The sequence below is a fragment of the Pontibacter ummariensis genome (genome assembly GCF_900188175.1).
Lineage (GTDB): Bacteria > Bacteroidota > Bacteroidia > Cytophagales > Hymenobacteraceae > Pontibacter > Pontibacter ummariensis.
This window is the reverse complement of record NZ_FZOQ01000041.1, coordinates 1-26711: the sequence shown is the minus strand read 5'-3', so window position 1 is coordinate 26711 and position 26711 is coordinate 1. Positions and strand designations below refer to the sequence as shown.

The 26711-nt window shown below is 52.0% G+C and carries 24 protein-coding genes; 9 read left to right on the top strand and 15 right to left on the bottom strand.

Annotation, left to right across the window (positions count from 1 at the left end; all coding sequences use genetic code 11):
- Nucleotides 1-538: 538 nt before the first annotated feature.
- Both CHB92_RS24310 and CHB92_RS24305 read right to left on the bottom strand, forming a co-directional pair.
- Nucleotides 539-1828, bottom strand: a complete 1290-nt coding sequence (locus tag CHB92_RS24310; RefSeq protein ID WP_144266390.1) for a hypothetical protein — start codon at nt 1826-1828, stop codon at nt 539-541.
- Nucleotides 1829-1849: 21 nt separating this feature from the next.
- On the bottom strand, nt 1850-2494 hold the full coding sequence (locus CHB92_RS24305; RefSeq protein ID WP_089321838.1) for a thioredoxin family protein: 645 nt from the start codon (nt 2492-2494) through the stop codon (nt 1850-1852).
- A gap of 281 nt (nt 2495-2775) precedes the next feature.
- On the opposite strand from CHB92_RS24305, the gene CHB92_RS24300 reads away from it, so the two are divergent.
- From CHB92_RS24300 to CHB92_RS24290, 3 genes are all read left to right on the top strand, one after another.
- Complete coding sequence (locus CHB92_RS24300; RefSeq protein WP_089321842.1) at nt 2776-3975, top strand: proline dehydrogenase family protein; 1200 nt, start codon at nt 2776-2778, stop codon at nt 3973-3975.
- Between the two features lie 39 nt (nt 3976-4014).
- On the top strand, nt 4015-5829 hold the full coding sequence (locus tag CHB92_RS24295) for a nitronate monooxygenase family protein (protein WP_089321837.1): 1815 nt from the start codon (nt 4015-4017) through the stop codon (nt 5827-5829).
- A 95-nt stretch (nt 5830-5924) separates the two neighbouring features.
- A complete protein-coding gene (locus CHB92_RS24290) occupies nt 5925-6302 on the top strand; it encodes a GxxExxY protein (RefSeq protein ID WP_089321836.1) in 378 nt (125 codons plus the stop codon).
- 116 nt (nt 6303-6418) lie between these two features.
- On the opposite strand, the gene CHB92_RS24285 is transcribed toward CHB92_RS24290, so the two are convergent.
- The 7 genes from CHB92_RS24285 to CHB92_RS24255 all read right to left on the bottom strand — a co-directional run bounded on the left by CHB92_RS24285 (nt 6419) and on the right by CHB92_RS24255 (nt 12882).
- The gene (locus CHB92_RS24285) at nt 6419-7186 is read right to left on the bottom strand and encodes an ABC transporter permease subunit (protein ID WP_089321835.1); all 768 of its coding nucleotides are present in this window, start codon (nt 7184-7186) and stop codon (nt 6419-6421) included.
- 3 nt (nt 7187-7189) lie between these two features.
- Complete coding sequence (locus CHB92_RS24280; RefSeq protein ID WP_089321834.1) at nt 7190-7897, bottom strand: ABC transporter ATP-binding protein; 708 nt, start codon at nt 7895-7897, stop codon at nt 7190-7192.
- 2 nt (nt 7898-7899) lie between these two features.
- Entirely contained in the window at nt 7900-9144 is a 1245-nt protein-coding gene (locus CHB92_RS24275) for a nitrous oxide reductase family maturation protein NosD (protein WP_245842887.1), read from the bottom strand.
- Entirely contained in the window at nt 9128-9586 is a 459-nt protein-coding gene (locus CHB92_RS24270; protein WP_089321833.1) for a nitrous oxide reductase accessory protein NosL, read from the bottom strand. The genes CHB92_RS24275 and CHB92_RS24270 overlap by 17 nt, the downstream gene beginning before the upstream one ends.
- A 13-nt stretch (nt 9587-9599) precedes the next feature.
- Nucleotides 9600-10196 carry a hypothetical protein gene (locus tag CHB92_RS24265; protein WP_089321832.1) on the bottom strand — a complete coding sequence of 199 codons (597 nt, stop codon included), beginning with the start codon at nt 10194-10196 and terminating at the stop codon, nt 9600-9602.
- Nucleotides 10197-10271: 75 nt separating this feature from the next.
- Nucleotides 10272-12299 carry a Sec-dependent nitrous-oxide reductase gene (nosZ, locus tag CHB92_RS24260; protein WP_089321831.1) on the bottom strand — a complete coding sequence of 676 codons (2028 nt, stop codon included), beginning with the start codon at nt 12297-12299 and terminating at the stop codon, nt 10272-10274.
- Nucleotides 12300-12318: 19 nt separating this feature from the next.
- Nucleotides 12319-12882: a c-type cytochrome gene (locus CHB92_RS24255; RefSeq protein WP_245842884.1), complete on the bottom strand. Its 564-nt coding sequence runs from the start codon at nt 12880-12882 to the stop codon at nt 12319-12321.
- A 168-nt stretch (nt 12883-13050) separates the two neighbouring features.
- On the opposite strand from CHB92_RS24255, the gene CHB92_RS24250 reads away from it, so the two are divergent.
- The 4 genes from CHB92_RS24250 (at nt 13051) to CHB92_RS24235 (ending at nt 17958) form a co-directional block, all read left to right on the top strand.
- The gene (locus CHB92_RS24250; RefSeq protein ID WP_144266389.1) at nt 13051-13428 is read left to right on the top strand and encodes a hypothetical protein; all 378 of its coding nucleotides are present in this window, start codon (nt 13051-13053) and stop codon (nt 13426-13428) included.
- Between the two features lie 60 nt (nt 13429-13488).
- A complete protein-coding gene (locus tag CHB92_RS24245; RefSeq protein ID WP_089321829.1) occupies nt 13489-14412 on the top strand; it encodes a hypothetical protein in 924 nt (307 codons plus the stop codon).
- Nucleotides 14413-14469: 57 nt separating this feature from the next.
- A complete protein-coding gene (locus CHB92_RS24240) occupies nt 14470-16770 on the top strand; it encodes a nitric-oxide reductase large subunit (RefSeq protein WP_089321828.1) in 2301 nt (766 codons plus the stop codon).
- Between the two features lie 204 nt (nt 16771-16974).
- On the top strand, nt 16975-17958 hold the full coding sequence (locus tag CHB92_RS24235; protein WP_089321827.1) for an isoaspartyl peptidase/L-asparaginase family protein: 984 nt from the start codon (nt 16975-16977) through the stop codon (nt 17956-17958).
- A 361-nt stretch (nt 17959-18319) separates the two neighbouring features.
- On the opposite strand, the gene CHB92_RS24230 is transcribed toward CHB92_RS24235, so the two are convergent.
- The 6 genes from CHB92_RS24230 to CHB92_RS24205 form a co-directional block, all read right to left on the bottom strand.
- Complete coding sequence (locus CHB92_RS24230) at nt 18320-19654, bottom strand: hypothetical protein (RefSeq protein WP_089321826.1); 1335 nt, start codon at nt 19652-19654, stop codon at nt 18320-18322.
- 7 nt (nt 19655-19661) lie between these two features.
- Complete coding sequence (locus CHB92_RS24225; protein WP_089321825.1) at nt 19662-20051, bottom strand: hypothetical protein; 390 nt, start codon at nt 20049-20051, stop codon at nt 19662-19664.
- 9 nt (nt 20052-20060) lie between these two features.
- Nucleotides 20061-20957: a cyanophycinase gene (locus CHB92_RS24220; RefSeq protein WP_089321824.1), complete on the bottom strand. Its 897-nt coding sequence runs from the start codon at nt 20955-20957 to the stop codon at nt 20061-20063.
- Nucleotides 20958-21019: 62 nt separating this feature from the next.
- A complete protein-coding gene (locus CHB92_RS24215) occupies nt 21020-21424 on the bottom strand; it encodes a hypothetical protein (RefSeq protein WP_089321823.1) in 405 nt (134 codons plus the stop codon).
- A 10-nt stretch (nt 21425-21434) separates the two neighbouring features.
- Nucleotides 21435-22304 (bottom strand): TIGR02587 family membrane protein, encoded by an 870-nt coding sequence (locus tag CHB92_RS24210; protein WP_089321822.1) that lies wholly within the window; start codon nt 22302-22304, stop codon nt 21435-21437.
- 419 nt (nt 22305-22723) lie between these two features.
- Entirely contained in the window at nt 22724-23059 is a 336-nt protein-coding gene (locus tag CHB92_RS24205; protein ID WP_089321821.1) for a hypothetical protein, read from the bottom strand.
- Nucleotides 23060-23621: 562 nt separating this feature from the next.
- On the opposite strand from CHB92_RS24205, the gene CHB92_RS24200 reads away from it, so the two are divergent.
- Nucleotides 23622-25109: a PQQ-dependent sugar dehydrogenase gene (locus CHB92_RS24200; RefSeq protein WP_089321820.1), complete on the top strand. Its 1488-nt coding sequence runs from the start codon at nt 23622-23624 to the stop codon at nt 25107-25109.
- 7 nt (nt 25110-25116) lie between these two features.
- On the top strand, nt 25117-25674 hold the full coding sequence (locus CHB92_RS24195; RefSeq protein WP_089321819.1) for a ferritin family protein: 558 nt from the start codon (nt 25117-25119) through the stop codon (nt 25672-25674).
- The last annotated feature ends 1037 nt before the right edge of the window (nt 25675-26711 follow it).

Here is a 26711-nt window from a genome sequence, read left to right as displayed (position 1 = left end):
CGGTTAAATCACTGGGGTAAGACATAAGCCTGCAAACTTTTCTTACCCAACAGCCGACACCTGCTTTTTTATCCAGCTAAATCAAAACAGCCTTTAAGGCTTATAGCTTGTGCTGAGCCACAGCCTCCTTCATACCTTTTTACTTCTACTCCTTGTATAAGCTGGCGTAGTGACTGCTTATCCTACAGGATCACTTGTGACCTTTTTCATGGGGTCGGTCTTTGCGCTCCACGTCTGGGGTAGGGGCCCTTCTTGAGCGAGGGCGCGTTTTCCCGCTCAGCGCTGTGCCGCCTTCCTTTGCTCGCTCAAGCATCGCAATGCTGCCTAAAGGCAGCACCGGAACCCACCAAGGCGCCTCCCGGAAAAACTGGGTAAGTTTTTTTCGTCGATCAGTAGAGCGGTTCTTTTCTGTTATCATTATCTACTGTGTCATCTCGAACTTCGTGAAAGGTCTAAACAGGATTTCAAAAAGATCTCTCATAACTTCGCAAGCTCTATGATTTCTTTTGGCGGCTTATTTAGTTCCCTGGCCCACGTTTTATGCTTTTTGCTGCTGTAAGGGCACCTGCTTCAAATGCTCCGTTGTAGCTCCCTCCCCTCTTAGTTGGCTTACAAAAAACAGCAGAATACCGAGTGGCAGCAACGTGCTGATGCCGAATAGTAACTGGTTATAAGCTGGTATCACACCGAAACCAAGCCAGAAAAAGACGCCCTGCAAAAATAGCACTGCTTCACTACAGATAAAGCCGGCCAAAAACAGACTGATGCCCCACTGGCTCATTCGCGATTTAAAACTTAGCCAACCCTGCTGTGCAAAAAAGGCGAGGAGAAACAGGCTGATAAAACCGATCAGAACCAGGTGCAGGTAACCAATAACAAAGATGCGCAGGCGGTACGCCAGGTCAGCCATGTAAGGAACAGCGGTTGCCGCTTGCATAAGCGTTTTCAGGCTGAAGGCCAGGGCAGCCAGTAAAAGTAACCAGCGGCTCCACCTGCCAAATAAACCCAGCAACTGCCGCCGGACAGGCCACAGGCACTGCAGCAGCAGGCCGAAGGCAAACAGCTGCACGAGAGCCGCCGTGCCACCTAGCGCATACACGAAAGCAGGAGGTGTGGCCCAAAGCACGGATAGCAAGAAGGCCGGAATACAAGACCAGAACATGAGCCGGAAAAATCGTGGTCCAAGCCTGGCATTAAACCCTAATTTGTACTGCTCCAACAGCCAAAAAAGCAACCCCAGGACCGCAAAGGTAAACCAGCCGTTATACTGAAAGTGGAGGTAAAAGTAGATGGCGTTTAAATAAAGCTCGCTCCCGCTATGTCCTGTTGCCATAATGGGTCCGAGGCTCCAGGGACCCAGCGTGGATAGCCCCATAAAAAACAAAGCCGCTTTCACGAAGCGAAAGGACAGCGTATGCCGGCCCGCCTGTAACTGTAGTGCTTTCGCGTCTTTCAGAAACTGGTAGATAAACCAGTAAGTCAACAGCATGTGTGCTGTCGTAAAAGTAATGGAGGCCGCGGCATACCCTTGTACCGGAAAGGTAAGCAGCATGCCCAGCACAGCGCCCTGCGCCAGCCAGAATTGCCAGGCGTACACCTTCTTTCTCCGGACCTCGACGGGAAAAAAAGTATACAGGAGGGCAACAAAAAAAGCGGTGTACAGCCAGCCTAAAAGGGCAACGTGCGAATGACCGTGTAGCAGGAACTTGTAGTTCATCTCCTCCACAGGGGCAACAAACAGCCACCGGAGCAGCAAGCCCATCAAGGCAAGCACCACCAGGTTCAGAAGGGCTACCAGCAGCCAGTCCCGTTTAAAAAACAAACTCAAAATACTAGGTTAAAACCTGGCTTACACTGCAGCTTGCAGGCAACTCTCGTTTCTGATTAATGCCTGCTCTGCCAGACGATACAGATCCAGCTGCAGGGACAGGCCTCTGTCCTGGGCGTACCACTTGTGCAGTTGCTGCACCAACTCCTCAATAGACATGCGGGGATGCGCTGCCCTGTGTTTCAGGAACAGATTCTGTATGATCGTCGGGCGTGGTCCCCAGGTAAACAAGCGCTCTCCCGTGCTCGCATCCATACAAATCAGTTTCGGAATTGAGCGGGTGCCTTTCGTAAGGCAAGTCTCCATCAGTTCCGGGTTCTGGTCCCGCAGAAGTATGGTTAATTTAATAGAAGGCACCGCCCTGGCTATGGCCGCAATGGCCGGCACGAGTTGGGCACCATCCCCACACCAGGCTTCGGTAAGGACCAGCCACTCCCAGTTAAGATGGTGCTGCTGCAGCATGTTGCGCAGGCCCGGCAATAACAGAAACTGCTTTTCCATCTGCTTCATGCGTTTCAAGTTGTCTTGAGTATTTGCTACCTGTTGCGCTGTCGGCTCTTCTCCGGTCGTGCGCTGCTCGCTCACCAGGTCCTCTACCAGCGTAAGGTAGGCATCATACGTAAGGGGGTTTAGCAGTGTCGGTTCGAGTACAGAAAGTGTCTTCATAGTTCATTTTTTTCTTATGCAAGTTTACCCTAAGCAGCTCATCCATAAAATGATAGAAATCACTTTCAAAAAAATCAGCTAAAATTTAATGCTACTCAAACTCCCCCACACCAGAAAGTGACATATGTCATTTTTTGAACTGACGCATCTCATTCAGCAGCCGCTTCTTCCTGCATACCTTGTGACTCCTAACAGTGAACCCTGTCCGGTCTGCAGCCGGCCTTACTCCTTTTTTTATAAAGGAGGCCGAAAACAAACTTAACCTCATAAAGCTCATGATCATGGAAAACGTGCTAAAACAAAGTCTGCCTAAGCGCTTTGCTCCTCATAACCTACAGGTAGCCTACGGCAAAAAAACAGATGAAGAGCTAAAGCAGGCGCATTGGCTGTTTAGCGTACTGGGCAGGCCAGCCCTGGCCACAGCCGGAAGCCTGGCCGCAGTTTGGTCTCTCCGGCTCGGGCTGCCCGTAAAAGATCTGATCCGCGAATCGGTCTTTAAATACTTCTGCGGGGGCGAAACAGCGGAGAAAGCGCTAAAGGTAGTGGAAGAGCTGGCGGCGGCCCAGGTGGGTACCGTGTTGGACTTCGCCGCCGACACGCCGGAGACAGAGGCCGGCTTCGATGCAGTGCGGGACGAGATACTCCATGCCATTGGACTTGCCCGCCAAACAAAGTCTTTTTCGCGCATCAGCCTGAAGCCAACACGGCTCGGCTATACCAGTATTTTCCTGAAGCTTCAGGAACAGCGCGTGCTAAAAGCAGAGGAGACAGCGGCTTTTGAGCGCACGGTGGCGCGCCTGAACGCTATTTGCAACGCTACGGCAGAGGCTAACCTCACGGTGTATCTGGACGCTGGCGAAAGCTGGTTGCAGGACCCCGTGGATGACCTGGCGGAGAAAATAATGTTTAGCTACAACAAAAAACGGGCAGTGGTCTTTAACACCTTGCAGATGTACCGTACCGACCGCATCAACTACCTGTACGACTGCCTCGACCGCTTTAAGGGCAAAGAGACGGTGTTAGGGATTAAGCTGGTGCGGGGCGCCTTCCTGGAACAGGAAAGAGAAAGGGCAGCCCGCTTTGGTTATCCCAGCCCGGTGTTTGCCACCAAAGACGACACAGACCACAGCTTTAACCATGCGATCGATATCTGCCTGGAGAACCTGGATCGCCTGGAGCTCTGCGCCGCCACCCACAACGAGTTTAGCACCCAATACCTGACGCGCCGCATCCAGAAGGGTGAGATCCGCCAGCACCGGGAGCGCATCCATTTTATACAGCACTTTGGCATGAGTGATCACCTGACCTTTAACCTGGCCAGCGCAGGCTACGATACGGCAAAGTATCTGCCTTATGGCGATGTGAACATGGCCCTGCCACACCTAATTCGCAAAGTGCAGGAGAACAAGTCCATCGCCGATCAAACAGCACATGAGCGCAGCCTGCTGGAAAAGGAATTACAGCGCCGGCAGCAGCTTTAAACAGATAAATTACATTTCTAATTAGTTTATTTCTACTAGATGCAACAAGACACACTTCATACCTTCCATATCCCGGTGATGGGACTGGCTTTTTCCATTGATTCTCCCCTGAAAGTAGCACGCTACGGGATCTCTTCGGTACTTTCGCTTAGCGACGACACGCTGCTGGAACAGACCCGCGCCCACTATTGCCAGGAAAACGGTAGAGCCTACGCCCCTATCCATAAAGGAGAGGATGATTACCGCGCCCGGCGGGTAACCGCTTATCTGGACCTGCTGGATGAGCTGGTGACAGAACAAGTAGAAGAGTTGAAGCAGGAAGATTTTACCCCTGACTCACAGCTAACCCGATACTTCACGCTGCTCCCGGACACTTCCCCCCTAAAAGCACTTTACAACCAGATGCTGGAGACGGAGTCCGCAGACGAAAAGCTAAGGCTACAGGAAGAACTACGAAAGGCCGTAGTGCCAGGCTCCATTGATGTGAACATCATGACCAAGCTCGATAAGACGAACTACGATAAAAATGGGGAGGCACTGCCGCAGGAGTATTGCGATGCCCTGGCAGCGCTTCGGGGTTTCGCCCAAAGCACCGTAGGTGGTTCGGTTGTTTTCTCGGCTGGTATGAACCTGCGGCTCTTCGGCTACCTGGAGCAGTTCCCGGACTTGCTGCCGGATCATGACGGGCACTTTAAGAAGGAGGTTATCATCAAGGTAAGCGACTACCGCTCTGCTTTGGTGCAGGGCAAAATTCTGGCGAAGAAAGGGCTCTGGGTGTCTGAATTCCGCATAGAGTCGGGCCTGAACTGCGGGGGGCACGCCTTTGCCACCGACGGTTATCTGCTGGGCCCTATCCTGGAAGAGTTTAAGCAAAACCGGGAGGCACTGCGCGAAGAACTTTACAGCCTGTTCTGCTCTGCTTTAGCCAGCAAAGGCATCCATGTACCGGCAATTATCCCCGCCATGCGCATTACCGTGCAGGGCGGTGTGGGCACGCCGCAGGAGCACAACTTCCTGCTGGAGCACTACGGCATGGATTCCGTGGGTTGGGGTACCCCCTTCCTGCTTGTGCCGGAGGCAACCACGGTGGATGAGGAAACGTTGCTGCAGTTATCGCAGGCGAAACAGGAAGACCTGTACCTCAGCCCCATCTCTCCGCTGGGCGTACCTTTTAACGCTCTTCGCAACACCTCCAGCGAGCTGCTTAAAATGCAGCGCATCGAGAAAGGCAAACCGGGGAGCCCCTGCATTAAAAAGCACCTCGTTTCCAGCACAGAATTTACCGAGGAGCCCCTCTGCACAGCTTCCCGTAAGTATCAGCGCCGCAAGCTGGAACAACTACAGTCCCTGCAATTGGCACCAGAAGTATATCTAAAAGAGGAGGCTAAGATCCTGGTAAAAGAGTGCCTCTGCGATGGCCTGGCTAACTCTGCCATGCAGCTGTTTAAGATCGGGAAAAAAGCAGCCAGCAAAGCCGTAACCATTTGCCCCGGCCCAAACCTGGCCTTTTTCTCCGGGATCTTTAAGCTGCAGGAGATGGTAGACCATATCTATGGCCGCTTTAACGCCCTGAACGGCACCTATCGTCCGCACATGTTCGTCAACGAACTCCGGCTGTACGTGGACTACTGGAAGAACAAGAAAGCAGAACAACTGGACGAGCTGACTGACAAGCAGCGCAAGCACCTGCAAAACTTCTGGCAGAACCTGCAACAAGGCATACAATACTACAAAGAGTTACTCCCTACCCTCTTTGCCGATGAGCTGGAGCGCCAGGTCATCATGCTGGATGAGTTGCTGGAAGCGGAAGACCAGTTGCTCTTGGCACGGCTGGAAAGTAAAGTGGAGGCCTAAATCCTCTTAAGCATCCTTTGCGTAAACCCAGGCGTCCCTTGCGGTAAATATTTACCGCAAGGGACGCCTGGGTTTTTTCGCTAAGAACGCAAGGCATGGCAGAGAATGAGATTTCCAGAATCGTATTTGACGCGGCTTTAAAAGTACATAAAGCACTAGGGCCAGGATTGCTTGAAAACGCCTATGAAGCCTGCCTCTTCTACGAACTCACCAAATCAGGCCTACGGGTAGATAAGCAAAAGCCCCTGCCCCTCATCTATGAAGAGATAAAACTTGAAGCCGGATACAGGGTAGACATCATCATCGAAAATAAACTGATAATCGAAGTGAAGGCGGTCGAAGCGCTGAACGATTTACACCTGGCACAGCTGTTAACCTACCTCAAACTATCCAATTGCAAGCTGGGCATGCTGATCAACTTTAATGTGTTTCTGCTAAAAAACGGCATCAGAAGAGTCGTTAACAATTTATAATATAAGTAATTCTTTGCGCCCCTTGCGGTTAATTATGTACATAAAAATAGCGCAGGACAAATACCCTGCGCTATAAACCACCAAAACACCTACCTGCCTCAGCAGGCAAACAAAAACTATAGATCCCGCTTCGAGAAGATTCTTTTAGAACTCAGGACAGGGAACAATACCCAGAGTAGCATCAGGCCAAAGGACAGGCTTATTCCCCAAATGCTGCCGAAGATACTCTTATACAAAGCGCCGGTATATCCCATCAACGCCGATACATCCAGGTTGAGCAGCACGTTGATGCGGCCCAGGTCAATGGGGTTGAGGGCGGTGAGAGCCAGGGAAGCATACTCCAGCGGATAATCGCTGAAATAGTGCAGAATAAACAGCACAATGCCATCGTAGATCAGCGCGAAGTAGAACCAGAGTAGTAAGGCTACGCCGATGCCCTTCGCCTTGTCGCGCGTGATAACAGAAGCCAGGAAGGCCATCGCGACAAAGATGAAGGTGATAAACACACCGGTCAGCACCAGGTACAGGCCGGTAAGGCTGGCCCCGAAGAGCAGCACCGGTACGCCAACACCCAGCAGAAAAGCTGCCGACAGCGAGAAGGCAACGCCATAATACTCGCTCAGGAATATCTTTTTGCGGTTGATGGGCTGGGCCACCAGCAGCTCCATAAACTCATAGGAATTGTAAAAGTGCGTGGTCGCAAACACAATGCTAATGAGCGGCACGGTGAGCAGCACCAGGTTCAGCAAACTCAGGACCGCTTTCTCCGGGTTGCCGCCCAGGTTAAACAGCCCGATCGAGAGTACCAGCAAAAACACCGTGTAGGCCAGCACTATCTTGTTACGGATGATGTCGTACAGTACGTACTTGATAATCTTGTTCATGGCTTAGTCCTCCTCGTTCATAATTTTAGCAATCGCACGGCCCAAACGCTCCTCGTGGGTATGTTTTTTAATGGCGGCAATCGTTTCATGAAACTTCAGCTTACCGTCCATCATACACATCACCTCGTCGGCGACCTCCTCCACTTCGCTCATAATGTGCGAGGTGATCAGGATCAGCTTACCGTTCTTTTTCTCTTTCAGAATTTTGCTTTTCAGGATCTCTGAAGAGATGGGGTCCAGGCCGGCAGTGGGCTCATCCAGGATCAGCACCTGGGGGTTAAACATAAACGCCAGCGCCGCACTCACCTTCTGCTTCGTGCCTCCCGAGAGAGCTCCCATCCGCTTGTCGTACATCTGCTCCAGCCCATACAGCCCCACCAGCTCCTCGTCTATGGCTTTTACATCTTTGCGGATGTCTTTCACCATTTCGATCACCTGCCGGATCTTCATATTCTCCGGATAGCGGCCGATCTGCGGCATGTAACCGATCTGGCTGCGGTAAGCGTGCTGCTTCAGCACGCTCGCTCCGTTCATCTTAATGTCGCCACTGTCGGGCAGGGCCATCCCCAGGATACACTTGATCATGGTGGTTTTACCCGTACCGTTCGGCCCGATGATCGAAACTACTTTGCCCGTTCCAAAGCTTACACTCACCTGCTGCAGCACTTTCAGCTTGCCATAGGACTTACAAAGGTTTTCTATTGCTATCATAACTAAATTCTTTTCATGGATGGATTGGCGTCAACGAGCCGCTCCGGAATAAAACTTGGCAACACCCGCTCTACCTGATCCATCAGGTCCACAATAAAGCTGCGCATAAACATGACAGAGGGCGGTACCCGCTCCACCAGCATGGAGTATAAACTCACGGGGCGGTAAGGCACGTCTCCTGTTTTATCTTTATTTAAATCGTAGCCATTGTACTTGTCCCAATAGTTGCCCGAAAAGTAGTTCAGCACGGTATTGCCATTGGTGGCCACATCAAAGGTGTTGCCTACAAAATTGTTCAGCCGGAAGGTGTCCTGCTCGCAGTTAGACAGCAGGCGAACGGCCCAGCCATTATTTTCGAAGTTGTTTTTTTGCACGTCCAGCTTGCTGGAGCCTTCCAGGTAAATGCCGGCCGTGTTGCGTTTAAAGGTGTTGTTCTTAATCACACTTCTGCTAATATCTTTCAGCAGAAGGCCGTAAGCGGCAGCACCCCAGTTGTCCTCAAATAGATTATCCTGCATCACGATGTTTTTGGTATACATCACGGCTACCCCCGCCCCGTTCTGGCGAAAGGTGTTGCCCATGTACACGTTCCCGTCCGAGAACATAAAGTGCAGGCCGTAGCGCAGGTTACCCTGGCTCAGGTTACCTTGTATATGGCTATTAGTCGCAAACTCAAAGTAAATGCCATCGCGGTGCCCCGACACTTTGTTGTCCTGCACCCGAATGTCATCGCAGTACCACAGGTGGATGGCGTTTCCCGAGCCTGACTCGGTTGTTGCCTGCCCATGCACCACGTTGCCGCGCACTTCACAGCTGTCGGCGCGCTGTAAGTATATGCCAAAGAAGGCATTCTCTATTTTGTTATTTAACACTTTTACATGACTGGCCTCTGCCACCCGTATAGCAGCGTTGTCGCTCAGGTAGCTCACCTCCACATCCTTCAGGGTAAAGCCCTGCACGGTAACATAACTGGAGCGGATGTTGAGGATTTCCCCTTTAAACTGCCCGTCCAGCACCGGATTGTTCAGCCCGATCAGGCTGATTGGTTTCTTTATGTCTATGGTTCCCTCGCGGTACACCCCGCCGTCCACCACAATGCTGTCGCCGGGCTTTGCCAGGGCAATGGCCTTGCGGATAGAAGTATTGGGGCAGGTAGCGCACACCTTCAGGGTTGTTGCCTGCACCTGAAGGCCCGCTAACAGCAACAGTGTTGTAATCTGTACTATATGTCTAGAAAGGTTTTTCATCGTTCTGCACGGCTAACACGGCTTCTTCCCAGCTGAGCAAGCGTCCTTTGTGTTTCTGCTGAAATTGGCCGGCGGTGTTTTTGTCGGCAAAGGCCGTCAGGAACAAGCCCATGGGGCTGGGCAGGTTTTCGCTCTGCAGGAAAGCAGCGTTTTTCACATCTATTAAAGTATTCGGTTTAGCAAAGTCTGTCACCAGCACAAAGGCGGCATCCTGCTTTTTCTCCGGATTGTCGATCAGGTAAGCGGCCAGGCACTCTGCGGAGTCAAACATGAAGGCCTTGCCTTTGGAACTGACCAGTTCGGCCCCGTAGCGGCTGTCCGACACGGTCATGTTGCAATGGGCACAGTTAACTTGGCCATAGACGATCTCCTGTGGCGCTACCTCACAAGCCAACAACAGGAGGCCCATTAGGGCAAACAGTAAATTCAGTTTCTTTTTCATGCGGCTAGGGATCTTAAGAGTTCAGGTTCAGTCGCTTTGATTGGCGCCGGCGCTCCAGAAAGTACACCACCAGTCCCAGCAGGATCGCCAGGCCAATACCAGCGCTTCCGGTACCAGGTAGTGACACAGCATGGAAGTTCAACAGGTTTTTACTTCCTATAAAAGGCGGGATATAAGTCATTCCGGGTATTTTGATGGGGGCATGCGGGTCCAGGTTCGTACCGAACTTGTGCAACCACATGTAAAAGTCCAGCAAGCCGGCACTTCCCGCAACCATCAACAGGACTACCCAGGGCAGCACCAGGCGCTTCAGGTTAAAGAGGGCCACTAATACCCCGGTAACCATAAAAAAGACCACGATGTAAGGCATGTAAACCAGCTCCTTAAAAGAGTCAGGCTCTATTTTCTCCATGCCGATGTAGTGATTCAGGATGTTAAAGTTCTGCAGCGAATACTCGGTGTTGCCAGAAATCTTGTTTACCCAGATGTGCATCTGCAGCCCTTCGGGGTATTGTGGGGCCTGCACAAATATTTTCCACATCGGAAAAAGAAAGAGCAAACCAATTGAGATTGCCGCCAGAAACATCAGCAGCCTGCTTACAGTTTTCATCCTTGTCAAATTTTATTTGTACAAAAAGCATGTAGATAGCAGGGGCATGCTCCCCTGCTATCTGTTTTATGCTGTTTAACCTTTTGGTTTTTTAGCCCCTGTAGAGAAGGCTATCGGAGTTTTGGATCCTTTCGGAGAGACTTTGATGTAGCCCTGCATCTCCTGGTGCAGCGCAGAGCAGAAGTCTGTACAGTACATCGGGAAAATGCCCGGTCGCTGCGGTACCCACTTCAAGGTCTGGGTGGCGCCCGGCATGATCAGCAGCTCGGCGTTGTTGTTACCCATCACGGCAAATCCGTGCGGCACGTCCCAGTCCTGCTCCAGGTTTGTCACGTGGAAGTACACTTCGTCACCCTCGTTGATGCCTTCAATGTTGTCTGGCGTTAAGTGGCTTCGGATAGCGGTCATGTACACGTGCACTTCGTTTCCGTTACGCTCTACCCGGGCTTCGCTTTCCTTCTTGGTAGCCTGCGGGTGCGTGTTCTCTTCCAGGCTGTACATCTTCACGCTGTTCGGCGCAATTTTGCTGGCCTCAATGGCTTGCGCGTAGTGCGGCTCACCAATGGTTGGGAAGTCGAGCAGTAGCTTCATCTTATCACCGCTGATGTCAATCAGCTGTGCAGACTGTGCCAGTTCAGGACCTGTTGGCAGGTAGCGGTCTTTGGTGATTTTGTTCATGGCGATCAGGTATTTGCCGTATGGCTTTTTGGTATCGCCGCCAGGTATCACTAAGTGACCAACTGAGTAGTAAACAGGGATTCTGTCTTTTACCTGCAAATCCTTAAGCGTCCATTTCACGATCTCTGATGACACGAACATGGAAGAGTACGCATTGCCCTTGTCGTCGAACTCGGTGTGCAATGGTCCGAGGCCCGGCTCTTTCACCTCACCTTGCAGTACAGACTCGTAGCGCAGGATCGGAATACCACCCACGTTACCGATAAAGTCTTTGTTCTCTATTGTCTTCAGCATTTTAGAGAAAGAGTGTACCGGAATAACAGAGGCCAGTTTACCGCTCACCACCATGTACTCACCAGTTGGGTCTACGTCGATGCCGTGTGGTGACTTAGGCACCGGAATCAGGTACATCAGGCCAGGGCAGTCTTCCGGACGCAGAATCCTAACAGACTTCTTCACCTCAGACTTGGCAATGTGCGTTTTCTCATCCAGCTTGTTGTGGTAGTAGTACGCCGGCATTTCTTTCGCTTTGCCTTCCTTCGCATACTTCACAGCAAGTTTCCAGTTAATGGCCGCCAGGAAGTCTTTGTCGTTTTGTGAAGCGCCGATCTCCTTCAGGGTATTGGCCTGCTCTGTGTTATACGTAGTGAAGAACACCCAGTCAGAAGAAGGACCTTTACCACCGTTGGCCAGGTCGTAGTCGAAGCCAGGCACCAGGATCTGGAAGTCCAGCTCCATATCGCCATGTTCTTTGTCTACTTTAATAAAGGAGATAGAACCTCTGAACTTGTCTTTGTACTCGTCAAAGTTCACGTCCTCGTACTTGCCGTCTCCCTCCACATTGATCGGTACGCTGAAGCGGGTACCCGCCAGCACGTACTCGTTGTCGTTGGTTGGGTAGGGCGAGCAGTGGTTACCGGCACTGTTCGGGATCTCCAGGATCTCCGCCGTCTCAAACGTTTTCAGGTCGAGGCGGGCTACACGCGGCGTGTTGTTCGCGTTCACGAACAGCCAGCGGCCGTCGGTCATGCCATCCGTACGGGAAAGCTTCGGGTGGTGCAGGTCATCCCATGGCACAAAGCCAAACGAGGTGTTCAGCATGGCCTTGGTTTCCTCGTTGTAGCCATAGCCGTTCTCGGGATTCTGAGAAAAAACCGGGATCACTTTTAGCTGACGACCGGAAGGCACCCCGTACACCGACACCTGGCCGCTAAAGCCGCCCGACATAAAGGTGTAGAGCTCGTCGTGCTTGCCTGGCGCTACATACACCTGCGAGGCGGCATCACCAGCAACTGCTGTGGCTGTTGAAGCAGAGTCAGCGCCTTCGATACCGCTACAGCCCTGTAGCGCTGCCCCGGCTGCCACTGCTACCAGCAGGGCTGCCTTTGGGGCTACTTTTCGGAATTTATTGATTACAGTTTCCATAAGATGTATGGCTTAGATATTAGCTTGCTTTGTCATTCTTTCTGAAGAACTCCAGCAGTGCCCGTGCGTCCTCCTCATTCACGTTCTGGTTCGTCATCTGCGTCAGGTGTTCTGCCAATAGTTTTTTTGCAACCGGGTCTTTCTTGGTCATCTCCTCGGGGTTCACGATCATGTTCATGATCCACTCCGGCTTGCGGCGCTCCGTAACGCCAGCCATGCCGGGCCCTACCACTTTCTGGTCGGTAAGCTGGTGGCAGGCAGAACACTTGCCTTCGAAAACAGCCTGCCCGGTAGCGGCCAGCTGCTCGTCGATGTGTTCTTCCAGTACAACCTCCTTTACAGGGCCGATGCCTTTGCCATCGTCAGCTATCGGCTCCTCAGCGGCTGGCGCTGTGGCTGACCCGGCAGCAAGTCCCTGCTCCTGCTGGTATTCATCATAATAGTTTTCGCTTTCGCCAGACGAGCAGCTAAAAAGGACAGCACTGCAAGCCAGCGCGATGGCGCTTACCCGCACAGGCTGCAGTAACCTGTTGCCCAGCATGCTTCTGAGGCTCTTATCTGGTTTTCTGGTACCGTTTTTCATGGCTTTAAAAATTTTCGTTTAAATGATTTTGTGCATTGATCACGGAACAAAGGTAGATGCGGCCTTGCTGAGAAATAAAGACCTTTATCTCTTTTATTGATGACCTTTGTCATTTTTCCCCTCCCTGCCCCTTAAGACCTTTGAATTCAGAAAAGAAGGGAAAAAGAAATGAAGCGATTCGTCTGGATTTTATTGCTAATAGGTGCACTGGTTCAGCCTTTGGGCAGAACAGGTATCTATATGCTGTTCCAGGCGAACCGCGCCTATATCACCAGCCATCTGTGCGAAAAAAGGGATGTCCTCGAGTCTACCTGCCAGGGAAAGTGCTACCTTAAAAAGAAGCTGCACAAAGAGAGCAAGCGCGAACAGCAGGCACCAGGGCAGGCAAAGCAGCAAACGGTAGACCTGATCGCTAAAAGTGCAAGCATAAAACTAGGGGAAGTAAACTGGCTAACAGAAACCCGTACCAGGCACTCCTTCTACCTAGAAAAGGATTATCCCCTCCTCACCTATCATATCTTTCACCCACCCCGGGTTCTGGCTTAAGTCTCGCCTGTGCCTGAAAGGCACCGCTTTATCACTTTACACATCCAGAAGACTTTAGTCATGAAAAAGATATTTTTACTCGCACTGGCCCTTTTCTCGGCCAGCATCAGCAGCCAGGCCTGTGACGGCAGCTGCACCATGGGCGGTAGTTACTTAGGTATTCTGCCCCAGTTCCATAAGAACTTTGTCGGGCTGCGCTATACCAGCCGCAGCTACACCATCTCTACCACCCACACGCACCTGCACGAGGGCATGCCCATGACGCATGACGACATCATAGAGGAGCGCTATAACACCATGGAAGTGTGGGGAAGGTTTGTACCGGTAAAGAATGTGCAGCTCTTCGCCTTCTTGCCTTATGCCTTTAACCAGCAGCACACCTCCCGTGGCGATAGCCACTACCGGGGACTGGGAGACGTTACCCTGCTGGCCAACTACTCGCTGCTTAACACCGGCGATAGTGCTGCCCATACCTTTAAACATACGCTACAAGTGGGTGGGGGTGTGAAGTTGGCAACCGGCCGCTATGCCGCCAGTCCTTCTGATCATACCCAGTCGGTGAACCTGCAACCGGGCAGCGGCAGCACCGATTACCTGCTGAACGGCATTTATACCCTGCGCTATGGCAAGGTGGGCCTTAACACGGACTTTACCTACCGCTTTAACACGGCGAACAGCGACGGCTATAAGTTCGGCGATAGGCTGAGCGCTTCGTCCAACCTCTTTTACTGGCACAACCTGGAGAACGTCCTCACCTTGCTGCCCAGTGCAGGCCTTTATTACGAGCACGCCGAAGCCGACCACCTGGGCAGTGGCCACGACATGCAGGGAGGCGATTCCTACTACGCAAATCTGGGACTGAACATGTACATCCAGAAAATTGCGGTAGGCGGAACGCTGCAACTACCCATCAGCAGCAAGGATGCGCAGCATGTAACAGAAGGCAACACACGAGCGCTTGTAAACCTTAGCTACCTGTTTTAGCGCCCTCACGCAAAAAGCAACATCATTCTATTCTATATCACCAAACATGAAGCACTTATGAAATACAAAAAACTCTGGCTTGGGTTTATAGCCGTCATCGTCGGCTCCTTTGCCGTACTCGGTTACTATGGGTCTGAGATCTACCGACAGGCCCCTCCTATTCCTGAAAAAGTAGTCTCCACCTCCGGAGAGCTGCTTTTTACCGGGCAGGATATCAAAGACGGACAGAACGTGTGGCAGTCTATCGGCGGCCAGGAACTGGGTTCTGTCTGGGGACACGGCGCTTATGTGGCACCGGACTGGACAGCTGACTGGCTACACAAAGAGGCTATGTTTATTCTGGACAGCTGGGCGCAGCAGGCTAAAGGCAAGAGTTACGACGAGGTGGACGAGGAAACACAGGCCATGCTGCAGGCCCGCCTGAAGAAGAACATCCGGCCCAACACCTACGACGAGCAGACGCAAACCCTTACTGTCTCAGACGAGCGGGCAGATGCGATCGCCTATGTAAGCCGACACTATGCAGGTTTGTTTACAAATGATCCTGCGCTGGCTGAGCATCGTGAAGCTTATGCGATTGCAGACAACACGATCAAGGATCCGGAGCGCATGCGTAAGATGAACGCCTTCTTCTTTTGGGCCACCTGGGCCTGCGTAACAGAGCGCCCGGGCATGGACATTACCTATACGAACAACTGGCCTGCTGAAAAGCTGGTGGGCAACGAGCCAAGCAGTGACCTGCTGATCTGGACGGGCTTTAGTGTGATTATACTGATTGCCGGTATCGGCCTGCTGGCATACTACTATGCTTCTCACAACGAGGAGGAGCTGGATGCAGAGAGCTTGCCTAAAAAGGACCCCTTGCTGGGTCTGCAGTCTACCCCGTCTATGCGGGCAACGCTGAAGTATTTCTGGGTGGTCACCGCCCTGATCGTGGTGCAGATTACATTAGGTGTAATTGCGGCACATTATGGCGTGGAGGGGCAAGCGCTTTACGGTTTCCCGCTGGCCGATTACCTGCCTTACTCGGTTAGCCGCACCTGGCACGTGCAATTGGCTATCTTCTGGATCGCGACCTCCTGGCTGGCTACCGGCTTGTACATTGCCCCTGCCGTTTCAGGGCACGAGCCGAAGTTCCAGCGCCTGGGCGTTAACTTCCTGTTCTGTGCCCTGCTCGTGATCGTGGTAGGCTCACTGGCTGGCCAGTGGTATGGTGTGATGCAGAAGCTGGGCTATACCGAGAACTTCTGGTTCGGGCACCAAGGCTACGAGTATGTGGATTTAGGACGTTTCTGGCAGATATTCCTGCTGGTAGGGCTCTTCTTATGGCTGGCGCTGATGATACGTGCCATTATGCCTGCCTTTAAAAACGACGTTGAAGGACGTCACCTGCTGGGTATGTTCCTGATCTCTTCCGCTGCTATTGCCATCTTCTACGCTTCCGGCCTGATGTGGGGGCAGCACACCAACCTGGCCATTGCCGAGTACTGGCGCTGGTGGGTGGTGCACCTGTGGGTAGAGGGCTTCTTTGAAGTATTCGCGACCGTGGTAATTGCCTTCCTGTTTGTGCGCATGGGGCTGCTGAAAACAAAACTGGCCACCGGTACGGTGTTGTTCTCCACGATTATCTTCCTGTTCGGGGGTATCATCGGTACCTTCCACCACCTGTACTTCAGCGGTACGCCTACTGCCGTCATGGCCCTGGGAGCTACCTTTAGTGCCCTGGAAGTAGTGCCCCTGGTGCTGATCGGTTTTGAGGCGTACCATAACCTGCAGATAAGCCGCTCTACCGAGTGGATCAAAGCTTACAAGTGGCCGATTTACTGCTTTGTAGCCGTGGCCTTCTGGAACCTGGTAGGTGCCGGTGTGTTCGGCTTCCTGATCAACCCGCCGATTGCGCTTTATTACATGCAGGGACTGAACACGACGCCATTGCATGGCCACACCGCGCTATTCGGAGTGTACGGTATCCTGGGCATCGGCCTGATGTTGTTCGTACTCAAAGGCCTTTCTTCCCGCCGTCGCTGGAAAGACGGGGTGATCAGCTTCGCCTTCTGGTCTATTAACATTGGTCTGGCGCTGATGGCCGTGATGAGCCTGCTGCCAATCGGCCTGTTGCAAACCTGGGCCAGCGTAGAGTACGGCCTGTGGTATGCCCGCTCCATGGAGTTTATGCAAACCGATACCATGGAGATCCTGCGCTGGCTGCGCGTGGTGGGTGACACCGTGTTTGCCGGTGGTGCAGTAGCCCTTGCCTGGTTTGTGATCGGCCTGAAAACAGGCTGGTCTTTAGAGAACGACGAGGACGTATCAGAGACGAACTATCCGAAGACCGGCACTAAAAACGCTGCCCGCTAAGGTAGTTTAACCTTTTAAAAAAGGCAGCGCCCTTTACCAGCTTGGTAAAGGGCGCTGCCTTTTTTGGTTCTTACCTGTCTTTTCTCTTTTCCGGGCTTCTAACACGAAAGTATCCACCCTCCTCCACCAAAGGAACTGTTTATAAATGCGATGGTCAAGCCTTATCTGTACCGTCACTAGGCTGGCTTTCTTTAACGAACTATCATGATCATCCTGCGTAAGAACACCGGCACCCAGCGTTATGAAACAAGCAAACGGTTTAAGATGAAGAAATACGCGATTGCCCTACAGGCAGGTGCAGAAGACATGGAGCGGGAGCAGGTAAGCCAGGAGCAGGACAAACAGTACCGGCAGGGGGTGCAACATGCTTTAGAAGCCGGAAAGGCAGTTTTGGAAAAAGGCGGCAGCGCCGTAGACGCCGTAGTGGCAGCCGTATCCAGCATGGAAGACAATCCCTATTTTAATGCCGGTAAGGGGAGCAACCTGAACATCCACGGCGAAACAGCCTTCGACGCCGCCCTGATGGAGGGGAAAGAGCTACGGTTGGGGGCTATTGGCGGCGTCCGTTATGTGCGGAACCCAATCCGACTAGCGCAGGCGCTGATGCTGAACGAAAAATACTGTTTCCTCTCTGGTTCTGGGGCAGAAGAATACGCCCTGTCCCATGACATCCCTTTTGAAAAGCCTTCCTATTTCGTTACAGAAGCCCAGCAAAAGCGCTGGCAGAAGAAAACAGGCGAAATGGCCGGTCAGCATGACACTGTCGGGGCCGTGGCGCTGGATCAAGACGGCAACCTGGCCGCAGCCACTTCTACCGGCGGCCTCTTCTACAGCCTGAAGGGGCGTATCAGCGACAGCCCCATTGCCGGGGCGGGTACTTATGCCCATAACAAGCACTGCGCCGTTAGCTGCACAGGTGTTGGGGAGGAGATTATGCGAAGTGTGCTGGCACACGAGGTATATGCCTTGATGAAATACACCCATGCCTCTATCAAAGAAGCCAGCGAGAAAGCAGTACAGATGCACAAGGACCTGCTCAAAGGCGGAAAAGGCCTGGTAGCCCTGGATCCTGAGGGAAACATTGCCTGTGCTTTTGATACTAATTTTATGCGGCGGGGGTATCTGGTGGAAGGTTCAGCCCCTGTTATAGCCCTTTGGAAAGAGGAAGGAGCAACGGGAGAGGTCTGAACTTATAGCGAAGACAGGCATATAAGACTTTCAGGCTGTTGCAAACTAGTGCCTTTGAAGCTTTCCCGGGTCAAACCACCCCTACCCCTCCTTGTCGAAGAAGGGGAGCCTGCTAAATTTTAACTTCTGCTACTACTTTAATACATATCATTTTTTTAAGCTCCGGCGCATGCCGAAAAGCACGATGTAGAGGGACCTGTTCTGACAGGGGTAGTCGCAGGTTTCCCTACCCGAAGGGGTTCTGCTGCTGTTAAACAAGGACATGTCCTTTCCATAGCATTTATAGAATGAACAAAAGCCCGGACTGCTACCGAGTTTTACTTGAGGTTTAGCACCATAGAAACTATCCTGCCCGAGACCACTACTCCCCAACCCTCCCCCGCTTTAGGTACTTTTTAATGCAGTGCACAGCGCCGTTATGTTCTGCAAAGGGGTGAAAATTTTCGAGCAGGATCACGTTAAAACCGAGTTGCTGCCAGATAGCCTTGTTTTCCTGATCGGTCTTTTCCAGTTCCTGCCAATTGCCGTGCCCGTAACTAGGCAACCAGACAGTTTTCTCATCATTCGCCTTTACCTCTACCAAAGCATTGTTACTCGTCGCGAAATACCATTTCCGCACCCGTTCCGCCTCATCGTCTACATACACGAGTGGCAGGGGGTTCCGGATCACGTCAAAACCCAGCTGTGTAAGCAGGTCTGCGATGTCGTCGAATACCTCGGGGGTGGCCAGGTCGTCGTGGTCGTTTTGCAGCGAGTCGGCGGCCATGCGCGGGTCGCCCACCAGCACCCGGTACTTGCCCTCCTCCCCACGGCCGGCCAGGGAGATAAACATATCAATGTGAAATATGGGTTGGGCGCTGCTTTCTGTGTTCTTCATAAAAAACAATTCCTGCCACTCCTCCCCATCCCGGTAAAAAGTCCGCCTTCTCTCGGCTGGTATTTGCAGGGTACTTCCAATAAAATAAATAGCTCTTTCCTTATCCAGGTACTTCTGGAACAACTGAGAAATGGCCTTCCCAACCGTGAAATTTTGCAGGGGAAGCAGTTGCTCCCGTAGGTCTGTATAAGTATCCACGGCATAGTTGGCCCCTACCAGCAAGAAATCATCTCCGACCAGCATATTCCCACCTTCAAAGTAAACCGGTACCCTGGCGCGGCTCCAGCCAAACTTTTGCCCGATGAGGTAACTCGCCCGCTCGTCCCCCGTCCTGCGGTTTGTGTGAGGTTGTACCATGAAAAACTTACCCTCTTTTTCCTCATACACGGGCTCGTATTCATCCTCTGCCCAAATAGTCATCTCGTACCGTTCAGGTGCTGTCTGGAGCATGGTACGGTGCATCAGTTCATACTTCTCCAACCAGTTCTGTACCTCCTCCTTCACTGTTTCATGCACCAACAGGTAAAGGGTTGTGTAGGTGGGGAGTTTAAGAAAAAGGTCCTGGTAAGCTCGCCACAAGGGGTTATTGGCACCAACCACTGCGTATGCCGGTAGCGTAAAGATAATGGCCTCCATTGCCCCATCGCTACTGGGCACCAGGCGGGGGTGTACGGGCAGGTCCGCATACTCCTGCAACAGGCTTATCGCCACGCTACGCCTGCGCATGCCTTCCCTGCTAATAACCTGATCTACCTCCTCTGCCAACTCTCTGATCTTGGGGTAATCCCTGGGCTTGTGCTTTTTTTCCAGTTGTTGCATGTTCTATTTATAAGCTGCGCTCCCGATTTACACTTCTCAGCCCCCTGCCACCCGCTAATAACCACAGCAGGATAATACCTGCTTCCACCACGGCATCGAGTAAATACACATCCCGGATCACATCGGCCAGCGCATAGCGCAGGTCAATCCCTATCAGTCCGGCAGCCCCGAGGACTCCGAGCCATTTTATTTCGGCTGTCACCGTTTTCCGTAAACCCGCTGCGGTTAGTACTGCTCCTATGGAAATGATCAGCACACTGACGGTGTAGAGCAGCCAGACATCTTCCTTAGGACCCGTTACCCAAATAAAGCTAGGCAGGTGCACAAGAGGCCACACACCGGTCAACAGCCAGAAGAGGCCTTGCAGCAAAGCAACCGTAGACACAGAAAGCCTCATTTAGGTTGCTTATATGTGCAGTTGTTCGTAAGTAGGGAACTCGTACTTTTCGCCGTTAGAAAGCAGGTGTACTTTCAGGTCCCTTACCGAGAAAGGTTCTCCCGTTTTGATGCGGTAAATATTGGTACGGGTAATGCCTGTGCCATCTACTACCGTGATCAGTCCACTTCCTACAACTTCCGCCACCCGTCCTTCTGTCACAAGCATGGCTGTGTCTGACTCCAGGCCAATCCCGATGCAGCCCGGGTTCGTGGCTATGGCCTGCGCCATGCGCACAATACGTCCACGGGAGATAAAATGGGTGTCTATGGCGATGTTCTTCAGGAATTCCAGTCCGGTGGTCACGCGCACATCCCCTTTGATGAAGCCTCCCTGCGTCTTTCCTTTATAAATCATGGGAGTGGACAGCGCCGCAGCGCCGGCACTACTCCCCGCTATAAGGATATCCTCCTTCGTATAGCGCACCTTCATCCGCTCCAGGAGTTGGGTGCCCCCCATGATGGCGGTCAGCTGCAGCTGATCACCGCCGGTAAACATGATGCCGTGCGCCTTGTCTACCATCTCGAAGAACTCAGGCTTATCTAATTCGTCCCGCTCGCTGGCAGAGATGACCCCTATGTTCTTTATACCTAAGCCTTTGAAAACGTCGGCATATTCTTTCACCATTTTATCCGGCACCGCGCTGGCAATCGGTACTATCACGACAAAAGGGTCTTTTGCTTTCAGTTCAGCCACAAAGCGCTTCAGGATCTGCTCGGAGGTAAAGTTCTTGTTCTCCTTCTGCTCTTTGGTTAGTTCTTTGTCTCCCTTGTCTTCATGGCCGCCTATGGCTAAAACCCTCCCTTTGGGTACAGGGCTATTGGACTGTTGTCCGGCAGGAACTGCCGTCTCTTTTTCTTTTCCCATTGCTGTTCTTCCTTTTTAAATGACGCGTAAAGGTACTGTAACTCCAAGGGCGTGTTTCATTTTTAGGGCTGTTTGTAGCTCACCACATTCGACACGACCGAATCCGCTTTAGCAGGATTATTCTGAAAAATCACCCAACCCTCCCGTTTTGAGTGCTGTGGGGCGAAAGGAAAAGTGAGGGCCGCCTTCTCCCACTCTTTGCCGTCTTTCATCAGCACGACCTGAATCATGGCCTCTTCCGCTGTTTCCGAACTGACGTTATACAGATCAACCTGATAGCGGTAAGCGGTGTTTTCTATTGGTGCGGGCCGATGCTCCACTCTCAGATTAGGCGTGGTAGGCACATAGGTATAGACCTTATAACCCAGGTAGCCCAGCACGGTCAGCACCAGCAGCAGGCTTAGCCAAAACACAGTCCATTCAAACGCATTCTTTTTATCTTTTTCTTTATCAGATTCTGTACCCATACAAAGCTTTTTATTTGATCAGAAGCCGTCCGGCCGAGGCTCCCACAGAAGCTAGCACCCCAAGGGTGATCACCTGTGCAAAGCAGACATAGAAGCTCAAATCTTCGAACCTACCAAAAAACCAAAGCACGAAGACAGAGGATCCGAGTCCCATGAGGTAGGAAATACACGTGTCAAACACGATGTTGTACAAAGGGCTACCGGAAGGTTTTTCCTCAGCTCCTTTAAAATCACTAAAAAAAACGATCATCACGCTCAGCGCCAGAGACACCAGGGCCATCATCAGGATATGAATAGGCTGCGCCTCCACCGCAAGCATAATAATTTCCTCGGTAGGGGCCACATTGCTGCCAATGAGAATGGCACCACACAGGGCCAGTACAGCTATCCCTGCTCTTGATCTTCTGCTGGAGTCATCTCCTTGGCTGCCCTCTTTATGGCTGTCCTTACTCTTGTTGTTTTGCTTGCCACCGCCCCCCTCAGTTCCAAGCTGTGCTGTGCCTATAGAAACACCAATAGAGACAGCCATTCCCTCTATGATGACCTTCCCTATGTCTGCGAGATTAAAGGGCGAAAAACTAATACGATTAAGCATCAGCAGCACCCCGAAGGAGACGACTAATCCAATCCCCATTTCTTCGACAGAGTCCACCGCAATATGCTTCCAGGTAGCGTCTTCGCGCACACCAGCATAACGGTTATAGCCCAGCAGTAGCAGGAAGGTAACGATCACCAGCGAAATCAATTGAAAAGGATCTGCGAAAAAGCCATGCCACCATACCTCCATGGTATAGAGCAGCGGAAAACTAAAGAGTAAACCTCCTGCTATTCCCCTGGCATACTCCTTAAGTGATTGTGTAACCGGTCGTGAATCTCCCATACGCTGCTTTACTAATTGTTCACTGCTCGTACTTATACCTTTTGTAAAGCTCTTGTGTTTCTTAGTTAAACCCCTCTAACTGCTGATGAACGGCTGTACCTAATCCCAGGTACCTGGGGCGCTACTGCCGAACAGCCGCTTAGCAGGGCCTAAGGTTGCCTTTCTGCAAGCAGCTGTGATGATTACGGAAGCTTAAGGCAGGTGATGAGGAAAGAAGCACTTTTAGTGCTTATTACGTAGCCCTCTCCGTATAAGTCTTTAACTGCCAAGGCATACAGAAAAAGCTAACCGAACAGAAGGCTTTCCCTGAAGGAAGCCCCTTTAGAGGAAGAGATCAGTAAAACACGAAAGCCCCTTTTGAGTGGGGCTTTTGTGTGGTAAGGAAGGGCTGCTTGCTTTAAAATACTGGCCGCTCCTACTTATACCCGTGAATCAATGTCTTTGCCGAGGTCCCGCACCTTCTTTAGAAAGTTCTCGATGGCATCGTCTGAATAAGGGCCAAACGCATCTGATATCGTCCCTCTTGCCCCGCTGTCTGTCTCCAGCACATACAGGATAGCCATGTCGTCCGGGTTTGTTTCCCCCTCAAAGCGATAAAAGTTTACAATGCTTACCTGGTCCGGGGTAAACCGCTGCTTTCCGTCCATGGTAGTCAGGTCGCCTTCTTCGTTTACTCTAAAATCCAGCTGATAGCCTTTTTTCCGTAAGTCGGCAAGTACGCTGGTCATAGAGGTTAGCTCAACTTTATTTTCCATAGTATCTTTAAATGAATTCTGTTTGCTCGTATATGCTATACGCAAACATCAGGAGGATGGCGGTAGCGGGCCGAAAAGAGAGGATGGCAGGCCCCTGTCTGTAGCCGCAGGGGCAAGTACTTAATTGGTCTGAAAGATGTAGGGCCACCTGCTATTAACCAGGCGGCCCTACATCCCTTATGAGAAACAATAAAACCCGAGCAGCCAGGCAAAACTTTGCAAAAATTATGTTGTGCTGCTTAGTAAAGTATACGAAGCCTTTGCCGCATAGATCAGCCCGCCCGTGCTCTTTGGTAGTTTATACGGAGCTCTACCGTGCCTTTTACCTGCCCCTTCCGAAACCACTGTTTGGGCTTTACTCCCTCCATGCCAAGAACCTTTGCCCCCTGCCCCCGTTATAAAAATTCGTTTAAACGTGCCCGGTCATCATAAACATAAAGTGTTTATACTGACCGTAACAAGTACACAACCCTATCCGCCGCCCATCCTAAAACCTGATACCCTTTATACAGGCTCACCCTTACAAGCTGACCCAAATAAAGAACATACAAACTTATATGCTATGGCAACAGACAGTGCAAAACAGCACAAGAACAGAGGTTTTAAGATCTCAAAGAAACGCCTTCAGGCAAAGAAAGCAGCCTCAGATGGTAAATTAGAGCTTCCTACCCCCGCCCGCCCCCTGGTGGATACAGCCGATGTAGTAGTGCCGGAAGGCTATACAGTGGAGCCGGTGATGGCAGGCCTCTCCTTCCCGACGGATGTCACCTTTTCGGATGACGGGACCGTTTTTGTGAGCGAAGGGGGCAGCTCCTGGCCCACCCGCCCTTACATGCCTGCCCGCGTGATAGCCTTGCATCCGAATGGAGAAACGGAGGCAATTAACATGAATGTGCAGGCAGGCCCGCGGGGCATTACCTGGCGGGATGGTGAGCTATACATGGTACTGAAAGGGGGCTATCACGGGCAGGTAGTAAAGTACAACCTGCAGAGCGGTGAGCTGAAGGTACTCATCGACCAGATCCCGAGCGGGGGCTGGCATGAGCCGGGAGGACCCATATTCGGGCCAGACGGGCTAATGTACTTCGGACACGGTTCTGTGTCGCAACAGGGCGTTTCGCTGCCGCAGGGCTTTACCGTGGACCTTGCCAAACACCCCACTGCCAAGGATGTGCCCGGAGAAGACGTGACGCTGACAGGCAACAACGTGCGCAGCCGAGACCCCCGCCTACCTTATCCTTTTATGACGGAGACTGGGGCCTTTAAGCCTTTTGGGGTACCGGCAAAAAAGGGCGAAGTCGTAAAAGGAGAGCTCTTCTGTAATACGGGTGTCTGGCGCTCCAAGCCGGATGGCACCGACGTAGAGTTGCTGGCCTGGGGGATCCGCAACCCCTTCGGCATGGCCATCAATGAGGCCGGAGACCTATACGTGTCGGATAATGACTTTGAGGAAAAAGGAGAGCGGGCCGTAGCCAACGACCCGGACCGGATCTGGCATATCAAAAATGCGCGACAGCCTTTTGGCTCCGTAAGTAAGCCGGACTGGTACGGCTTCCCGGACATCTGCGGGGATGGCCTGCCGGTAAACCATGAGAAACACCTGCCAGGCCGCGGAACACCAGCCGAACTGTTGCTGAAGAACCCGCCGGAGTGGGCAGGGCCAGCCGCTTTCTTGGAGCAGCCCCACTCCTGCATGTGCCGCATGGACTTCTCCCGATCAGACAAGTTTGGCCACCGGGGCGAGCTGTTTGTGGCCGAGTGGGGTACTTTAGCCCCCCTGAACTCACCCCGCGAAGAAGACCTGGACCATGGCTTCCGGGTAGTGCGGGTGGACGTGGAAAAGGGAACGGCTGAGCCTTTTATGCACAACAAAAAGATGGGCCCTGCCTCCAGCTTTGGCAGTGGCGGCATAGAGCGCCCTGTTTCCTGCAAGTTCAGCCCCGACGGGGAGAGCCTGTATGTGCTGGACTTTGGCCATGTTAAGGTTACCACAGGCCCTATGCTCGCCTTCGCCCATACAGGTGTACTCTGGAAGATCACGAAAAAGTAATGCAACCATGGAAAATAAGACGAAAGAACTCCCCATACTCATAGAGCTAGATGAGGAAACCAGAAGCGAGCAACTGAACAGGGCCGCCGCCTGGTTCAATAATGTATTGCTCACGCAGACCTCTTTCCGACAGCTATTGGAGGATACCGTACCCAAGATAAAGGAGCCGCACATAAAAGAGTACTTGGCAGAACTGGCAGTGAAGGCCAAAGAACACGAGGAAAAGATCCATGAGCTGTTTACTATTATTGGCCGGGAGCCTTCCGACATACGCACCACTTTAGGCAGCGTGATGGGCAAAGCGCGCCAGGCGCTCGGGGATTTCATCGCCGCAACAGGCAGCGCCAAGGGTCCCTGGCAGGACCTGCACCAGCTCTACCTCTCCAACTATAATTCGATGGGGGCACTGTCTGTGGCAGAGCAGCTAGGCCTTGCGCTGGGGATTCCCAGCATCGTGGATATTGCCTTCGTGCTGGTGTCGGAAAAGTCGACTGCGCAGCTGCTGCTACAGGAAAGTGTGCTGGAAATGTGCTCTATGTCTATCCTCTACCACGAGCGGTTTTAACCAAACGGTGCCAACAGGATAATAAAGAAGCTTGTAGCCGGGATAGCACAGCATGGTAGCCGAAACAGGCGCAGCCTGTGGTTTTCCTCCTTTTAAAAGAGGAGCGCCATAGCAGGGAAAAAGCCTATTCCCTCTGTAGTCTGATCGTGTAGGGAAAGATAAAAGAAAAAGAGCCTGTAGCACTGTTCATTTGCAATGTGTGCAGCTGCTGCTGAGTTCAACTGTTACTAAGAGTCCCAGCGGGACGACATGTTCGTAGGTTGCATGATATTTTGCTCTCATAGCTCCGTAGGAGCGACATGTTCTGGTTAGGTTTACATGTCGCTCCTACGGAGCTTAAGCAACGATCTATTCCATTTCTACAAACATGTCGTCCCGCTTGAACTTAAAAAGTTACGACGGGTTCTTTCCCTAAAAGATTCTGCTTGGCGAATGCTTTCCTCGTTTGCCAGCTCCCCTCTTGGTGGCAAATTGTTTCATTCTTCCTTTTTGTCATCCTGAAGAATTTTGTTAACAGAGGGTCCCTTTTCCACCTTAGCGAAGGCTTAACCTCACAGGGGAAGAGGCCTCTCTTTCTACCAGGTATCTTAACAGAATGCCAGGGACTTTAAACCCATGTTCTTAACATGAAACGGCCCTGCTCCAAAAGGGACAACTTTTCCTACTGTGCGTAATTCCCCTCTTGGGAGGGGTTAGGGGTGGGTTCTCATCCGCAAAAACAGCAAGCTCTAAACAGCTTTGCTGGAGCTTTAGTAAAAGAGACTTGTATCTAAGACATACGCCCCACTGGGGCTATGCGCAGCTTCTTTTGCCTGGCAGCTTTACCAGGTTCCATGACTTCCCTGTAAAACTTGCTTCAAACAGGGAACGTTGAAACGGTAACTTTGCCTAACAAGACTGCTCCTAGACATCATGCTGGTCTTGCCGGGCTTTCGACCGTTTTTCCCACCTGTCGCGGGCCCACTTCTGCAGGTCTTCCACGGCATCGTACTCATCTGTGATCTCGAGCCCCAACAGGGTCTCTATTATGTCCTCCA

Bases quoted from the DNA above. Each gene is read 5' to 3' on its own strand.
- CHB92_RS24305 (WP_089321838.1), bottom strand. From the start codon at position 2,494: ATGAAGACACTTTCTGTACTCGAACCGACACTGCTAAACCCCCTTACG.
- CHB92_RS24300 (WP_089321842.1), top strand. From the start codon at position 2,776: ATGGAAAACGTGCTAAAACAAAGTCTGCCTAAGCGCTTTGCTCCTCAT.
- CHB92_RS24295 (WP_089321837.1), top strand. From the start codon at position 4,015: ATGCAACAAGACACACTTCATACCTTCCATATCCCGGTGATGGGACTG.
- CHB92_RS24290 (WP_089321836.1), top strand. From the start codon at position 5,925: ATGGCAGAGAATGAGATTTCCAGAATCGTATTTGACGCGGCTTTAAAA.
- CHB92_RS24285 (WP_089321835.1), bottom strand. From the start codon at position 7,186: ATGAACAAGATTATCAAGTACGTACTGTACGACATCATCCGTAACAAG.
- CHB92_RS24280 (WP_089321834.1), bottom strand. From the start codon at position 7,897: ATGATAGCAATAGAAAACCTTTGTAAGTCCTATGGCAAGCTGAAAGTG.
- CHB92_RS24275 (WP_245842887.1), bottom strand. From the start codon at position 9,144: ATGAAAAACCTTTCTAGACATATAGTACAGATTACAACACTGTTGCTG.
- CHB92_RS24270 (WP_089321833.1), bottom strand. From the start codon at position 9,586: ATGAAAAAGAAACTGAATTTACTGTTTGCCCTAATGGGCCTCCTGTTG.
- CHB92_RS24265 (WP_089321832.1), bottom strand. From the start codon at position 10,196: ATGAAAACTGTAAGCAGGCTGCTGATGTTTCTGGCGGCAATCTCAATT.
- nosZ (WP_089321831.1), bottom strand. From the start codon at position 12,299: ATGGAAACTGTAATCAATAAATTCCGAAAAGTAGCCCCAAAGGCAGCC.
- CHB92_RS24255 (WP_245842884.1), bottom strand. From the start codon at position 12,882: ATGAAAAACGGTACCAGAAAACCAGATAAGAGCCTCAGAAGCATGCTG.
- CHB92_RS24250 (WP_144266389.1), top strand. From the start codon at position 13,051: ATGAAGCGATTCGTCTGGATTTTATTGCTAATAGGTGCACTGGTTCAG.
- CHB92_RS24245 (WP_089321829.1), top strand. From the start codon at position 13,489: ATGAAAAAGATATTTTTACTCGCACTGGCCCTTTTCTCGGCCAGCATC.
- CHB92_RS24240 (WP_089321828.1), top strand. From the start codon at position 14,470: ATGAAATACAAAAAACTCTGGCTTGGGTTTATAGCCGTCATCGTCGGC.
- CHB92_RS24235 (WP_089321827.1), top strand. From the start codon at position 16,975: ATGATCATCCTGCGTAAGAACACCGGCACCCAGCGTTATGAAACAAGC.
- CHB92_RS24230 (WP_089321826.1), bottom strand. From the start codon at position 19,654: ATGCAACAACTGGAAAAAAAGCACAAGCCCAGGGATTACCCCAAGATC.
- CHB92_RS24225 (WP_089321825.1), bottom strand. From the start codon at position 20,051: ATGAGGCTTTCTGTGTCTACGGTTGCTTTGCTGCAAGGCCTCTTCTGG.
- CHB92_RS24220 (WP_089321824.1), bottom strand. From the start codon at position 20,957: ATGGGAAAAGAAAAAGAGACGGCAGTTCCTGCCGGACAACAGTCCAAT.
- CHB92_RS24215 (WP_089321823.1), bottom strand. From the start codon at position 21,424: ATGGGTACAGAATCTGATAAAGAAAAAGATAAAAAGAATGCGTTTGAA.
- CHB92_RS24210 (WP_089321822.1), bottom strand. From the start codon at position 22,304: ATGGGAGATTCACGACCGGTTACACAATCACTTAAGGAGTATGCCAGG.
- CHB92_RS24205 (WP_089321821.1), bottom strand. From the start codon at position 23,059: ATGGAAAATAAAGTTGAGCTAACCTCTATGACCAGCGTACTTGCCGAC.
- CHB92_RS24200 (WP_089321820.1), top strand. From the start codon at position 23,622: ATGGCAACAGACAGTGCAAAACAGCACAAGAACAGAGGTTTTAAGATC.
- CHB92_RS24195 (WP_089321819.1), top strand. From the start codon at position 25,117: ATGGAAAATAAGACGAAAGAACTCCCCATACTCATAGAGCTAGATGAG.